The 15626-nt window shown below is 25.6% G+C and carries 15 protein-coding genes; 9 read left to right on the top strand and 6 right to left on the bottom strand.

The features are described from left to right. Nucleotides 1-163 precede the first annotated feature (163 nt). On the top strand, nt 164-1267 hold the full coding sequence (gene ychF / locus D9T19_RS11305) for a redox-regulated ATPase YchF (protein WP_121628345.1): 1104 nt from the start codon (nt 164-166) through the stop codon (nt 1265-1267). Continuing rightward, nucleotides 1267-2085, top strand: coding sequence for an HDOD domain-containing protein (locus tag D9T19_RS11300; protein WP_228198003.1), 819 nt, complete (start codon nt 1267-1269; stop codon nt 2083-2085). The genes ychF and D9T19_RS11300 overlap by 1 nt, the downstream gene beginning before the upstream one ends. A 14-nt stretch (nt 2086-2099) precedes the next feature. On the opposite strand, the gene recO is transcribed toward D9T19_RS11300, so the two are convergent. Both recO and D9T19_RS11290 read right to left on the bottom strand, forming a co-directional pair. Continuing rightward, complete coding sequence (gene recO, locus D9T19_RS11295) at nt 2100-2714, bottom strand: recombination protein RecO (protein ID WP_121628343.1); 615 nt, start codon at nt 2712-2714, stop codon at nt 2100-2102. 7 nt (nt 2715-2721) lie between these two features. After that, nucleotides 2722-2976 carry a hypothetical protein gene (locus D9T19_RS11290; RefSeq protein ID WP_121628342.1) on the bottom strand — a complete coding sequence of 85 codons (255 nt, stop codon included), beginning with the start codon at nt 2974-2976 and terminating at the stop codon, nt 2722-2724. Between the two features lie 116 nt (nt 2977-3092). Between D9T19_RS11290 and ppnP the strand changes: the two genes are divergently transcribed. Next, nucleotides 3093-3410, top strand: a complete 318-nt coding sequence (ppnP, locus tag D9T19_RS11285; protein WP_121628341.1) for a pyrimidine/purine nucleoside phosphorylase — start codon at nt 3093-3095, stop codon at nt 3408-3410. A 52-nt stretch (nt 3411-3462) separates the two neighbouring features. Here the strand turns inward: ppnP and D9T19_RS11280 are convergent, their stop codons facing one another. The 4 genes from D9T19_RS11280 to D9T19_RS11265 form a co-directional block, all read right to left on the bottom strand. Next, nucleotides 3463-4566, bottom strand: a complete 1104-nt coding sequence (locus D9T19_RS11280) for a nitrous oxide reductase accessory protein NosL (RefSeq protein WP_121628340.1) — start codon at nt 4564-4566, stop codon at nt 3463-3465. Nucleotides 4567-4683: 117 nt separating this feature from the next. After that, on the bottom strand, nt 4684-4872 hold the full coding sequence (locus tag D9T19_RS11275; RefSeq protein WP_121628339.1) for a histone protein: 189 nt from the start codon (nt 4870-4872) through the stop codon (nt 4684-4686). A gap of 305 nt (nt 4873-5177) precedes the next feature. Then, the gene (locus D9T19_RS11270) at nt 5178-5768 is read right to left on the bottom strand and encodes a hypothetical protein (RefSeq protein WP_121628338.1); all 591 of its coding nucleotides are present in this window, start codon (nt 5766-5768) and stop codon (nt 5178-5180) included. Nucleotides 5769-5840: 72 nt separating this feature from the next. Further along, a complete protein-coding gene (locus D9T19_RS11265; RefSeq protein WP_121628337.1) occupies nt 5841-7694 on the bottom strand; it encodes a response regulator in 1854 nt (617 codons plus the stop codon). A gap of 170 nt (nt 7695-7864) precedes the next feature. On the opposite strand from D9T19_RS11265, the gene D9T19_RS11260 reads away from it, so the two are divergent. From D9T19_RS11260 to D9T19_RS11235, 6 genes are all read left to right on the top strand, one after another. Then, entirely contained in the window at nt 7865-8620 is a 756-nt protein-coding gene (locus D9T19_RS11260) for an alpha/beta fold hydrolase (protein ID WP_121628336.1), read from the top strand. Between the two features lie 372 nt (nt 8621-8992). Then, nucleotides 8993-10135 carry an NAD(P)/FAD-dependent oxidoreductase gene (locus tag D9T19_RS11255; RefSeq protein WP_121628335.1) on the top strand — a complete coding sequence of 381 codons (1143 nt, stop codon included), beginning with the start codon at nt 8993-8995 and terminating at the stop codon, nt 10133-10135. 94 nt (nt 10136-10229) lie between these two features. Next, nucleotides 10230-11003 carry an enoyl-CoA hydratase-related protein gene (locus D9T19_RS11250; RefSeq protein WP_121628334.1) on the top strand — a complete coding sequence of 258 codons (774 nt, stop codon included), beginning with the start codon at nt 10230-10232 and terminating at the stop codon, nt 11001-11003. Between the two features lie 621 nt (nt 11004-11624). Next, nucleotides 11625-12764 carry an acyl-CoA dehydrogenase gene (locus tag D9T19_RS11245; protein WP_121628333.1) on the top strand — a complete coding sequence of 380 codons (1140 nt, stop codon included), beginning with the start codon at nt 11625-11627 and terminating at the stop codon, nt 12762-12764. A 68-nt stretch (nt 12765-12832) separates the two neighbouring features. After that, nucleotides 12833-14842: a heterodisulfide reductase-related iron-sulfur binding cluster gene (locus tag D9T19_RS11240; protein ID WP_121628332.1), complete on the top strand. Its 2010-nt coding sequence runs from the start codon at nt 12833-12835 to the stop codon at nt 14840-14842. Nucleotides 14843-14856: 14 nt separating this feature from the next. Further along, nucleotides 14857-15624 carry an electron transfer flavoprotein subunit beta/FixA family protein gene (locus D9T19_RS11235; protein WP_121628331.1) on the top strand — a complete coding sequence of 256 codons (768 nt, stop codon included), beginning with the start codon at nt 14857-14859 and terminating at the stop codon, nt 15622-15624. The last annotated feature ends 2 nt before the right edge of the window (nt 15625-15626 follow it).

The raw sequence follows: 15626 nt of genomic DNA, 5'->3' as shown, positions 1-15626 counted from the left end.
TGTTTAACTATATTTATACTAATTAAAAAAATAAACTCATTATTTCTTATGTTTAATAAGATAAATTTTATCTACTTCTTTGCCATTATCGTTTATAATCTGTTTGTAGAAAATACTCTGTTTAATTGATGGGTTATTATAGAATAAATACTAAAGGATAGAAATGGGATTAGGTGTAGGAATAGTAGGATTACCAAATATAGGAAAGTCAACGACTTTTAATGCTTTGACAAAAGCTCAAAATGCAGAGGCACAAAATTATCCATTTTGTACAATTGAACCAAATAAAGCAATTGTACCCGTTCCAGATAAAAGATTAGATGAATTAGCAAAAATTGTAATTCCTGATAAAATCCAACATTCAACTATTGATTTTGTTGATATCGCAGGTTTAGTAAAAGGTGCATCTAAAGGTGAAGGTTTAGGAAATAAATTTTTATCTAATATTAGAGAAGTTGAAGTTATCTTACATATGGTTAGATGTTTTGAAGATGAAAATGTTGTACATGTTGAAGGTGGAATTGATCCTTTAAGAGATATTGAAATTATTGAAACTGAACTTATCTATGCCGATATTACTCAAGTTGAAAGAAAATGTGACAAATTAAAAAAAGAATCAAAATTTGATAAAGTTGCAGCTGCAAAATTTGAAATTGCATCAGCTTTATTAAAACACTTAGAAAATTTAGAATCTGCTAAAACTTTTGAAGATTGTGAAAATGAATTATTTATTGAATTAGATAAAGAGTTAAGACTTTTATCAAATAAAGATGTTATTTATGGTGCAAATGTTGATGAAGATTCTTTAGCAGATGGTGGAAATAAATTTGTTGATTTAGTAAAAGAACACGCTTCAAAAGTGCAAGCTGATGTAATTGTATTATGTGCAAAAATTGAAGAAGAATTAGTTGGACTTGATGATGATGAAGCACAAGAATTTTTAACAGATTTAGGTGTAGAAGAATCTGGATTAGAACAAATTATTCATAAAGCATTTGATAAACTTGGACTTCAATCATACTTTACAGCTGGAAAAGTTGAAGTAAGATCTTGGACAATTCCAAAAAATACAAAAGCACCACAAGCAGCAGCTGTTATTCATAATGACTTTGAAAAAGGTTTTATTAAAGCAGAAGTAATAGCTTATGAAGATTTCATTGCCTTAGGTGGAGAAGCAAAAGCAAAAGAAGCTGGAAAGTTAAGACTTGAAGGTAAAGATTATGTTGTTCAAGATGGTGATATTATGCACTTTAGATTTAATACGTGATGAGTACTGATATTATAAAAAGAATTGAGTCATTGTCTCCTTTACCTAAAACAATTATAGATATTGAAGAGTTTAGAAAAAAAAGTGATAAGGAGGCTTCTGATTTATTAGAAATAATAGAAAAAGATGCTTTAATTATTTCTACTTTATTAAAAATTTCTAATTCTGCAATGTTTGGATTTAGGTCTAAAGTAGAAACACCAAGTCGTGCTGTTAATTTATTAGGTATTAATTTTACAATTACTATTGCTATTGGTGGAACGATTCAAAATCTTTTAAAGACTAATTTAGAGCCATATGGAATTACAAGTGATGATTTTATGAGAACATCAAATCTCTCTTCATCACTTGTAAGTTTATGGTTAGGAAAAGTTAATTATGATTTAAAAGAAGAGTTATTACTTCCTGCATTATTACAAGAAACTGGAAAATTTATTTTAGCAGATAATATAATTAATGATGGGAAATGTGAAGAGTTTAAAGCAAAAATTTCTTCAGGTATAAATTTAGCTCTTGCTGAAAAAGAAGTTGTTGGATTTAGTAGTTCAGAAATTACTGCGAAAATATTTAGACATTGGAAATTAAGTGAAAACTTAATTGAATTAATTGAAAATGTTGATAATATTTCTAACTGTGATGAAAGAATTAAAGAGAAAGTTCAAATACTTGATGTAATTAAAACCGCATGTGAAATTACAAATCCATTAAGCCAAAAAAATATAACTCTTGCAATTAAAAAAGCTAAAAATTATGGTTTAAATGTAAAAGCTTTAGAAGAAGCAATTGAAAAATTAGAAGATAGATTATTAGATGAATAAAGTCTAATAATCTATTATAAACCTTGCAAAATAATATTCCATAAATATTCTACTTCTTCATCATTTAGATTGATTAATTTTTTTTCTTCAAATAACTCTTTTATTTTTTTCAATTCAAATATTCTTGAATAAGTACACTTAGCATGAACAGGAAGAAAACCTCTAACCAATGAGATATTCTCAGTAATTTTATTCTCACATATTAAACATTCATAATCTGTATGGAGTCTTCCCTCATGTTCTAAAATAGATAAATAAGATTCACAAATTGCTCTTAGTGCATTTTGTTTAATCATAATATGTACTAAATTATCTAAATTATAAAAATAAAAAGAATCAATTTCTTCTAAGTCTTTAAAATGAGGTTTGAAGTTTTTTATAAATCTTTGCCAGCAATACATTTTTTCATAATCTAAAATCCACTCAAAACCTAGTTGTATTACATCTTTTAGTCTTGGAATCGTTGATTTTGTATCTTCTAGTTCGAAATCTATTTTATAACCTATATTAATATTAGAATGTCTAGCACCATAAAATCTATAAGTTGTTAAAATAGATGTCTCTGTTAGTATTGAAACAATTAAGTCATCATCTTTTACAGGTTTTATATCTATTATATAACCTTGCATAAAAAGATTAGTCCTCTTTTCTCATTTCATTTATTTCTTCAATTATTTCTTTTGCTTCCTCATTATCAATAGCATCATCTTCAATATCTTGAAGCATAGCATTAAAATCATCTCTCATCTCTTGCATAGAGCTTAACTCTTCTTTTGTTCTTTCATCTTCTTTTTTTGCTGCAATTATTTCAAATAATTCATCAATGTAATCTTCTATTTCTATTAGTACGTCATTCTTTATTAAAGAGGCTAATTCTTCTTGAATAGTCATAAGTATCCTTGTTTAATTTATTTGCAATTGTATCTAAAAAAAACTAGCCTTTTGCTTCAATAAAACCAAATAATAAATCTGATATAATCAATAAAATAATTATGTAAGGAAATTTAATGGCAGAATTTAATAATGTTTCTATCGCAAAAGCTGCATGCGTTCTTTTTGAAGGTAATATAACAAGCAGAAGTATTGAATTTGATGATGGTTCTAGAAAAACTTTAGGTATTATGCTACCAGGAGAATATGAATTAAATACAGTTCATACTCAAATTATGGATATTCAAAGAGGTGAGTTGGAAGTTCTTTTACCTGCAAAAGAGTGGGTTTCATACAAAGGACCTGCAACATTTAAGGTTCCTGCAAATTCAAAATTCAAATTAAGAGTGACATCATTAGTTGACTATTGTTGTTCATTTATAAAAAATAATTAGAATAAATTTATAAAGTTTATTTACAATGCGAATTAATCGCATTGTAAAACGTTTAATATAAAATCTCTTCTTTAATCTCTTCAAATTTTAATATTTTTTTACCAGCATGACTTTGAGAAAATTCTTTGGCTTCTTTTTCATTTTTAAAAGGAATTAATTCTTCACCCATTGGTCCATAAATATTTGAACCTATTACATAATAAGCGCTTTTTGCATCAATTGCATTTAAACTATAATAATCAGTTACAATCATTTTACTTATATCACTTTTTTTATGATTATGATTGAATTTACTTGGATTAAAATAAAACTTCATCATATCTTTTACACCATCAAAATAATGAGTGTGTTTTTGACTTACATCAATTTGCGCTACCCATTTTGGATATTTTGATACAAACATTCCACATACTGGGCATTTTGCATCTTCAGGTACTTTTATCATTTTATCTTTATTTGCAGCTAAAATAGGGTCATATAAATAAATCGCAACTGCTTGTTGCATATTTGCTTTTAAAGGTTTACATAATTTATTATCTATAATATATTTTTTAGCTTCACCTACAGAATTAAACTCAGGATGTTTATCTTGTTTACACATAGCTTCGTAAATTTTTTTACCTTTTTTTGCAACAGGAACCCTTTTTTTATCAACCATCGCATTATCTTTATTTATATCTTTTTTTGCAATTTCTAATGCTTCATCAAAGTTGTGAATTTTTCCTCCAAACTCTTTTTGAAAAGCTATAGCATCATTTTCATTTAAAAATGCATATTTACTAATAGCACTCATCGTACCTTTTTTTGAAGAACCCACTACATAAAATGCTTTTTGTGCATCAATTAATTTTAATGATTTTGTATCAACAACTTCAATTTTTTCTATCTTGTCATTATAATGATTATGAATCTTTGCTTGACAATGAAGAGAACAATACTGTTCTTTATTACCATTTTTGAAAGTTGTAACGTGATTAGTTTTGTAAAATTTTGTTAAGTGCATTCCACATACATTACAAAAGTTTTTACTTGAATCAGTTTTTACCAAAGTAGCATCTTCAGATTTTACAGTTTGGAACATTTTATGTTCATTTGCATTTAGTGATGTAAGAGCTAGTCCTACAATACTTAGCATAATTAGCAGTTTTTTTAACATTAGTTTTCCTTATTTTTGTTTGTAAAATTATATTACGAATAAGTTAAATAAATGTTAATAAATGAAGATTGGATAGGAAATAGAGTTAAGGATAGAGAAACTCTATCCTTATTTTAATTATGCAGCTTTTTTAACTGCTTTTTTTGCAATTTTTTTAGCACATTTTAATTTTTTAGGTGCTTTTTTAACAAGTACTTTTTTAACTGTTTTTACTAATTTAGCCGCTTTTTTCTTTTTAAGATCCGTTTTTTTAACTGCTTTTTTTGCAACTTTAGTGATTACTTTTTTCTTTAATTCTTTTGCCATTTTTGGCTCCTTTATTATTTAATTATTGAAAGTATAATCATTTATAACTTAAATGTATGTTAAGATATATATTTAAGTAATAAAATATAGAGTTTTTTATGAAAAATAGTATAAAAATTTCAAATTATAAATATAAATAAAATATTATTTAATAATAATTATATGTTAAGTTGCTTTTAGCTTATAAAAAATAATATGATAAAAGCATTTTTAATAAGAGAATAGTCTATATTTATTTAATTTATGAATATAATATTAGATAATCTTATATCGTTAAAATATAAAGTTGAATAATTTAAAATAGCTTAAATATCTTTAAGTTGAATATATTCATCTTCGATTTCATGTTTTATTTCACTTTTTTCAAGTAGTTCTGTAATTTCAATTAGTGCTTCTAGTTTTGATTGTTTAGTCATACTATTTATCTTAAATTTATTTGTTTTATCAATAAAAGAAATATATGGATATTTTTTTAATACTTCTTTTTTAAATTTCTCAATTATGAATATTTCTTCATTTATATTAACAATTTCACAATTAAAGTTATTAAGAAAAATTTTTATAATTTGACTTGGATCAAAAGGTTTAATTAAAATATTTGTTTTATTTTCCGCTCTACATTTTACACAGTCCATATTATTAAAACAAGTAAATTCATCATTTAATAGTATAATATTTTGTTGTTTATGCATATTGTGAATATGGTCTACAATTTCTATACTTATTTTATTATCAAAATCTATAAAAACAATATCATAAGTATATTGATTATATTGATTACGAAAATTATTAAGAGTAGATACGTATTCTATATGGATATCTATTGACAGATTTTGGATAATATTAGATATTTGATTATATGTATCTGGATTTTTATCATAAATTAAAGTTTTCATATTTATCCTAATTACTCTTTGAGTTATTATTTTAATTGAATTTAATGAATAAAAAATGAATTTAATTTATAATTATCCTAATTTATATATATTTGTAATATCATTGCGAAGCGCAATAAATTCTTCTATATCTCCATCATGATTTAATATTGGCATGATTGAAGTTTGTACATAGTATGCATGACCATCTTTTGCTCTATTTTTTAATACACCAGACCAAATTTCTTTTTTATATTTTATAGTATCCCACATTTGTGTAAACATTTCTTTAGGAGAATCAGGATGTCTAATAATATTGTGAGCTTGACCTATTAGTTCTTCTTTTGTATAACCTGATAAATCTGAAAATACAGGATTAACATAAGTAATTATTCCATTTATATTAGTTTTAGATATTACAGCAGACTGATCAACAATTTTTTTATAATTATCTAATATTTTTTTATTATCACTTAATTCGAATATTAACTTTGTATTATCAATATGTTGCTCGACTTTTAATATAAACTCTTCTGCAAAAATAGGTTTACGTAAACATTCATCAGCTCCATTATTATATGATTCCCTAACAGTTGCATAAGTTCTATTTTCATCAGATAAAACAAAGAAACTAATTACTTTTGATATATCTTGTTTGATTAATTGTATAAATTCAAAGCAGTTTTCATAATTAAGGTCTAGTATAATTAAACTATATGGTTTTGATTTTATTAAATCAAAAGCTTCTTCAAAATTATTTAAAATATCTACATCATAATTTCGTGGAACTAATAAATCTTTTATTTGCTGACAAGTTTTTTTTGATTGTTCAATAATAAGAATATTATTGAATCTTGTGTTGTTTTCTACTTTATAGATTGTTTTATAAATGGAATTTGATAAATAATCTACATCAGAAATATCTACTATATAATCTAAAACACCTTTAAAATAAAGATAATCTTTGTAATGAACATCTTCAGTACTTGATAATACGATAATTTTTGTAGTATAAAGCTCTTCAAATTTTCGTATAAAATCAATACCTTCTCCATCAGGAAGGTCTAAGTCTAAAATAATATAAGCATATTTACTATTATTTATATAATCTCTTGCTTGTTGTAGTGTATAAGCATTTTCACATTTAAAACCATATCTTTCAAGTTTGTAAGATAAACGTTCATTTCTCTTATAATTTCCTTTCACAATAAGTACTTTTACATCTAATTTTTCATAAGTAGTGTTAAATTTAATCTTCGAATTAGGATTATTCCAAGAGATTTTATATCCCATTCCACTTTGATTTAAAATTATTTCATTAAAACTCTTTTTACGTATTTTTCTAATTACTGTCCTAATAGTATCTAATGAAGTTCTATTTTTAGAAATAGTATTTTGTATTGTTTCATAAGATACGCATGAACCTTTTGCATCAATTAGTATTCTTATTAAATTGTTTTCTTGAGAAGTAAGTTTAATAATTTTATTTTCTGCTGTTTTAATATCATTTCCATTATAAATATAATGCTTACCTAAGTCAAAATTTAAATCAACTTTTACCTTTTTACTTTTTAAACTTTTATCAATTATTATGAGTTTTTTTATAACATTTAATATTTTCTCTAAAGTAATATCTTTAAATAAAAACTCATCTACTTTTACTTTAATAGCTTGAAGTAAAATATCTTTATTTGATTCACTTGTAATTATTACACTTTTAATAGTAGGAGATATTTTTTTTATTTTTTTTATTAAATTTATACCATTACCATCTTTTAATTGAGTATCTGTGATTACTATATCTGGATTATGAAAAGAATTTTCTATGATAGCATCTTTTAAAGTACTTGTATATTTTACGTTATAGTTTTGAGCTAATAATGCTAATAAAAGTTTTTGACCATATTCTTTGTTTGAATCTACATATAGTATTTTTGTACTATTCATTATGTACCTTATTTTCGTATTATTTCATATTATATAAAAAAAATGAATATTTAATGAACATAAAACTATTTATTTTGAAATTTTCTTTTCTAAAGCTTAGTATTGTTTGAATTGGCTTTTGATATAATAAGAACTAAATCAAATATTAAGTAAAAGCAAATAGGATAAAAATGATAGACTTAGGTCATAAAATAATTGGAACAGGTACAAAAAAAGTTATGTTTTTACATGAACTTATGGGAAATTATAAAAATTATGAACCCACTTTCCCTTACTTGGATACTCAAAAATATACTTTTATATATGTGGACTTACGAGGATATGGATTGTCAAAAGATATTGAAGGTGAGTATAGTTGTATTGAAGCTGCAAATGATGTTAAAAATCTTATAACTTTGTTGGATTTAGATGAAGTTGTTATTGTAGCACACTCTATGTCTACGATGATAGCACAAAAAATCGCACTATTAGATACAAGAGTTTTACAACTTATTCTTATCACACCCATTCCTGCATCTGGTATAAAACTTCCAGAAATAGCAAAAAATAAACTTATAAATGAAATGAGTGAAAATAAAAATAAAATTGAAGAAATAGTATATAGTTCAAGTAAAAGATACAATAAAACTTGGGCAAAAAGTAGAATAAAAATGGCATACGAAGCATCAAGTTTAAAAGCTAGAGTAGGGTATATGAAAATGTATTTAGAAACTGATTTTTCCAATGAAGTAGAAAATATAAATATTCCTATTAAAATAATAGTTGGAAAGTATGATTTTCCTATTTTTTCATTAAAATTAGTTACAAAACTATTTTCAGAATATTATAATGATTTAGAAATTATAGAGTGTCAAGAAGCAGGGCATTATCCAATGTTAGAATGTCCAGTATATTTTGCATCAAAAATTGAAGAATTCTGCTCATAAAAAAAGTCAAAAATTTTAAAACTCTACCTTTTAGATACTTGTAGACTATAAACAACATACGATAATATAAGCTTTTACTAATTATTTCTATATTTAATTATAACTAATATATTATTACTTATTATTCCTATATATAAATATAAAATTATATATTAAATATATTTTTATTATAACTAAACTTTAGGTACAAATATTTAGAACTTAATAGGTACATAATCTTATTTGATTTGTTTATCACTTAATTATTGGAATAAAATAATATATAAAATAAGAGTTAAATAATAGCCGGTGTAAGTTTAGTGACAATTGACATATTTTTATCATTATTTCCAATTATAATCAAAAGATTATATATTATTCCGAAGGATAAGAATGAAAAGAGTGATTATTATTGGAGCTAGTTATGCTGGTCTCTATGCTGTTAAAAATTTTTCAGAGTGTAAGAATATTGAAGTTGTTTTATTTGATAAAAATGAATATCATTATATTCAAGTGGAATCTTATTCTTTTGTATCAACATCTCAAAATATTGATGACGTTACTATAAATATAAGTCAATATATAAAAAGTTTAAATAAAAATATAAATTTTTATAATGAAAAAATAGATTATTTTGATTCAGAATTAAATGAAGTTATTACAGATAAGAATATTAAATATTCTTATGATTATTTAATAATTGCAACAGGATCTCTGACAAATTTTCCTATTCAAGTTCCAAATATTAAAGAATATTCAATTGGAATTAAAACTCTTCAAAGTGCTGTCAAAGTAGAACGACTGTTTAGTTCTCTTATTAAAAATAAAAATAAAAAATTTAATATTGTTATTGGTGGTGCGGGTCTTTCTGGTATAGAAGTAGCTACTGAGATGGCTGCAATTATAAAAGATAAATTTCATAATATGAAAGATAATAATTTAGAGATAAATATCATTATTGTAGATGGTATGAAAACGGTTTTACCAAATATGGATGATAGATTAGTCAGAGCTTGTGAAAAAAGATTAGATGAATTAAATGTAAAAACATATTTAGGTTCATTTATAACGGATGTAGATAAAAATAAGATTTATTTAACTAATGAAACTGTTGTTGATTACGATTATTTTATTTTTACAGGAGGGATTAAAGCTGTTACAATTAATTCCAATAAGAACCATGATGTTAATAAATTGAATCAATATATTGTCAATCAAAATTTAAAAATGAGAAATGAAAAGAATATCTTTGTTATAGGTGATGCTGCTGAAATAACTTTAAATGATAAATATTTTGCTCCAACTGCACAACTTGCAATTCAATCAGGTGAATATGTATCAAAATATATTCAAAATGAACTGTCGTTTAAATATACAGAAAAATTTAATCCTAAATCAAACGGTGTTTTGATTTCCTTAGGTGGTAAATATGGGATAGGTTTAGTTTTTAATAAATTATTCATTAAAGGGTATGTAGCATTTTTATTAAAGAATTTTGTTACTTATATGCATAAAATAAAATTTATTATGAAATAAAAATAAATTAGATTTTGCCATAATTTTATCATTTTATAAATATAAAATATCAAAAGGCTTTGTTTAATATTATAATTAATTATAAGGATATAAAATGTATAGAAATTTAGAATATAAAAAAAATAATAAAGTAGGAATAATAACTTTTACAAGAGAAAGTGCATTAAATGCTCTAAATAAAGAAACTCTTCAAGAATTATCATTATTAATTGACAATATAAATAAGGATAAAGAGGTGACAGTTATTGTAATGAGTGGTAAAGGAAGAGCATTTGTTGCAGGTGCTGATATAAAAGAATTTGAAGGTTTGAGCGTAGATGAAGGTAGAGACATTAGCAATCAGGGCTCAGCTTTATTTAGGAAAATAGAGTTATCAGACAAAATTTTTATAGCAGGTATAAATGGATTTGCTTTAGGTGGAGGATGCGAACTTGCAATGGCATGTGATATTAGGATTGCTTCTACAAAAGCTAAGTTTGGTCAACCTGAAATAAATCTTGGACTAATACCTGGTTTTGGAGGGACTCAAAGATTGATTCGATATGTTGGACTAGAAAAAGCTAAAGAGCTAATTTTAACTGGAAGAATTATAGAAGCTGAAGAAGCTTATACTATAGGTCTAGTAAGCAAGATTACTGATGATGAACTTTCAGAAGTCACTATGGACCTAGCTAATAAAATAGCTTTAAAGAGTCAAGATATAGTGAAATATACAAAAAGAATTATGAATAGTTATTTAGAGAATTCAGATTGTTATTTATCTAGAGAATCAGATATTTTTGGGATGTGTTTTAATCTCCCTGATCAAAAAGAAGGTTGTTCTGCTTTTATTGAAAAAAGAGAACCTATTTTTAATAAAGAACAATAGAATTGAGTGGAACTTTTAGTAGTTAATATTTTGCTATTTCTTTTAATAGAACAATTCTTATTGTAGTATCAACCATGGTACTATTTACTATTTTGTAATTTATCTTATTGTTACAACATTATTTAAAGAAGCAGGAAATATGAAAAAAGTTATTTCCTGCAATAATAGTTATATTAGTTCTTAATATAAAATGATTTGATAATACTTAAGAAACATAATTAAAATATCTAAGTTATCATCTTTCTTAAATATAAATCTATTATTCTTACTTGAGAAAACTATTCTTTAGTAGTAGGAATATATGTAATATCTCCTATATACCTTTTACATTTAAAATTTCAACTGGATTAATATTATATTGTTTACTTGAAAGATCAAAACATTTAGGTAAGTATGACAGTAATAATGTTGTTTTTGAAGAGATGATAGTTCTAATATCGTAAAATAAATCTTTACCCTTTATAGATTCTAAGATACAAAATAAAGAGTAAAGAATTTATTTATTTAAAAATAGGTTTTCTTTCTTTATCTCTTCATAATTTTTAAATAATTCTTCCTTATGACATTTTAATGTCATCTTTTCTATATATACTAATTTATATAAAAAATAAGGAGTTAATAATGAATTTTGGAATCAGTGAGGATCATAATGTATTAGTAGATAGTCTTAGAGACTTTGTTGATAATGAGATAAAACCTATAGCTATCGAAATTGATGAAAAACATGAAATACCAACATCTTTGATTACACAGATGAGTGAGTTGGGATTTATGGGTACATATATTCCTGAAGAATATGGTGGGGCAGGAATGGATTATTTTTCTTACATTTTAACAGTAGAAGAAGTTTCAAAAGCTTGTGCTTCAACAGGTGTTTTAATTGCAGCACATACATCATTATGTTGTGGACCAATATTATCTTATGGAACAGAGGAACAAAAGAAACAATATCTTCCTGATTTAGCTAGCGGTAAAAAAATTGGTTGTTTTTTACAAACAGAACCAAATGCTGGAAGTGATGTTGTAAATATTGATACAAAATATAAAGAAGAAGATGATTGTTATGTAATATCAGGTTCTAAAATATTTATCACTAATGGAGCATATAAAGGTACAGGTATTTTAATTGCCACAAAAGATAAGACATTAGGACATAAAGGCTTATCTGCTTTTATTATTGATTTATCAACACCAGGTGTTGAAGTTACTAAAAATGAAGTAAAGATGGGTATTAGAGGTAGCTACACTACAGCTTTTGGTTTGGATTCAGTTAGGATTCCTAAGGAAAACTTATTAGGAAAAGAAGGTGATGGTTTTAAAATTGCCATGGAAACTCTTAATGCTGGAAGAATAAGTATTGGAGCACAAGCTTTAGGTATTGCCCAAGGTGCACTTGATAAATCTATTGATTATACACAAGAAAGAAAACAATTTGGAAAACCACTTTCTGCTTTTCAAGCTGTATCTATGAAATTAGCTGAAATGAAAGTTAGAATAGAGCAAAGTAAATTGTTAATTTATAAAGCTGCTTGGTTAAAAGAGAATGATAAACCATATATTATGGAATCAGCTATGGCAAAACTTTCTGCCTCTGAAACAGCTACTTTTGTTACAAAAGATGCAATTCAAGTTCATGGTGGCTATGGATTTATATGTGAATATGAAGTTGAAAGAATGTATAGAGATGCAAAAATCACAGAAATATACGAAGGTACTAGTGAGATTCAAAGAATAATCATTGGTAAGATGTTAATAAAGTAATAGATTTAGGAGTAGAAATATTTCTCACTCCTAAAATAATATATATATAATTTAATTTAGGGAAGATTATGGAAATAACTAGAGAAGTATATTGGAATGTTGGTAATAATGCAACAACAATAGGATTAATGTATTTGTTTACTTTTTTAGCAATGGGATTAGTTGTGTATTTTTTTTATAAAAGATACAAAGTATATCAATTAGGAAGACCTTTAAATAGAACTGATAATATTGGTAAAAGAATTAAGTATATGCTTACTAATATGATGGGACAAATTAGAGTTAGAAGAAATAGTCGTCCAGGAATTGCACATAGTATATTCTTTTGGTCATTCATAATTTTATTTATTGGAACATTTTTAGTATTTGTTCAAGCAGATATTACTAACCTTTTATTTGATTATGTTTTTCTAAAAGGTGATTTTTATAAAATTTATTCACTATCTCTAGATATAGCAGGTTTTGTTGCAATAATAATGATGACAGCTTTATTTATTAGAAGATTTATTTTTAAACCTAAAAACCTAATAACTTCACGTGAGGATACAATTATACATATTCTTTTATATCTGATTTTAATTACTGGATTTTTAATTGAGGGTATAAGAATGGCTGCAACTGAACTTATAACTAATCCAGAATGGATGATTTTTTCTCCTATTGGTATGGTTATAGCTAATATGCTTTCAGAGGTAGATTCTACTACTTTATTACTTACACATAAAATATTATGGTGGGTACATCTTTTTATCGTGCTTGCTTTTTTTGTTGTGATACCTTTAACTAAATTAAGACATATGTTTACAATTACAGCAAATTATGTATTTAAAGATACAGGACCTACGGGTAAACTTGTTACTTTAAATATGGAAGATGAAAATATTGAGACTTTTGGAGCTTCTAAGGTGGCAGATTTTACATGGAAAGATATCTTTGATGCAGATGCTTGTATAAGTTGTAATAGATGTGAAGATATTTGTCCTGCAAATGCAACAGGAAAACCTTTATCTCCAATGAGTATAATCCATAAAATAGGCGATGCTGCTTTTAATGATCCAGAACGAAATTTAATAGAAGATATTGGTCGAGACTCTATTTGGTCGTGTACTACATGTAGGGCTTGTGAAGATATTTGTCCTTCTGCAAATGAGCATGTAAGTAAAATCGTAGATATTAGAAGAAACCTTGTTCTTATGGAAGGTGAATTTGCTGGGGATGAAGTTATGAAAGCCATGGATAATGTTGAAGTTAATGGTAATCCTATGGGGTTGGCACTAGCATCAAGAGGTGATTGGGCAATTGGACTTGATGTTGTAATTATGAGTGATACTTATGAAATAATAGAAAATCCTGTTGATGTTCTTTATTACGTAGGATGTTATGCTTCTTTTGATGCTAGAAATCAGAAAATTGCAAAGAATTTCGTTGAAATATGTAATGCTTCTGGGATTAAAGTAGGTATTTTAGGAAAAGAAGAAAAATGTTGTGGGGAACCTATTCGTAAAATGGGTAATGAATATTTATATCAAGAACTTGCAAAAGAAAACATTCAAAACCTAGATAAATATAAAGCACTTAAAATTGTAACAACTTGTCCACACTGTTTTAATACTTTAAATAAAGACTATAGAGATTTAGGATTTGAAACAGAAGTAGAGCATTATACGGTTTTTCTTAATAGACTGGAAAAAGAAAAAAGAATTCCTATGGAAGAAAAAGAATTTGATTGTACTTATCATGATTCATGTTATTTAGTAAGACACAATGATATAGATGAAGAGCCTAGATCTCTTTTAAATTCTGCTGGTGCAAATATTATAGAAATGACTAAAAGTAGGAAAGATACTTCTTGTTGTGGTGCAGGTGGTGGAAGAATTCTTGCCGAAGAGCATCTTGGAAATAAGAAGATTAATGTTGATAGAGTAAATATGGCTCAAGAGACAGGGGCTCCAACGTTAATTTCTAATTGTCCTTTCTGTCTTACAATGTTTGAAGATGGAATTAAAATGGCAGATTGTGAAGATAGTCTTGTAGTAAAAGATTTATCAGAAATAATAGTTGAAAGACTAAAAAAATAATAAAGGATATATAAATGAAAATACTTGTATGTATTAAACAAGTTCCTGATATGGAATCAAAATTTAAAGTAAATGCTCAAAATAATTGGTTTGATGAAAATGATTTAGCATATCGTATAAATGAGTATGATGAATATGCTATTGAGCAAGCAGTTCAGCTAAAAGAACAATTATCAGATGTTGATATTACTGTTTTATCTGTAGGTCCAAATAGAGTTAAGGAAGCTTTAAAAAAAGCTCTAGCAATGGGATGTGATAGAGCTATTCATATTGAAGATGAAGAATCATATATAAAAGATTCTTCACAAATTGCAAGCTTAATTGCTGATTTCTCTAAAGATAAGGAGTTTGATATTATTTTCACTGGAATGCAATCACAAGATAGAGGATCTGCACAAGTTGGTGTTATTATTTCAGAATTGTTAAATATTGCTTGCGTATCTACAATAGCAGATTTTGAATATAACGATAGCATTACTGTTAAAAGAGAACTAGAAGGTGGATTAAAGTCTATTATTAAAGTAGATACTCCTGTTGTATTAACTTGTCAATTAGGACTTAATACTCCAAGATATCCTACTTTACCTAATATTATGAAAGCAAAAAAGAAAGAACTATTAACTATTGATAGTTTAGAGTTATCAAGTACTGATAGTTTAAATGAAACACTTAATTTTTACTATCCAGAGAAAAGTGGTGCTTGTCTTATTTTAGAAGGTGATACTTCAGAGCTTGCAGATAAATTAATTACAATATTAAAAGAAAAAACTTCGGTTCTTTAAAA

The sequence above is a fragment of the Poseidonibacter antarcticus genome (assembly GCF_003667345.1).
GTDB classification, from domain to species: Bacteria; Campylobacterota; Campylobacteria; order Campylobacterales; family Arcobacteraceae; genus Poseidonibacter; species Poseidonibacter antarcticus.
Note: the sequence above shows the minus strand (reverse complement) of the source record. Positions and strands in the feature narration are given on the sequence as shown.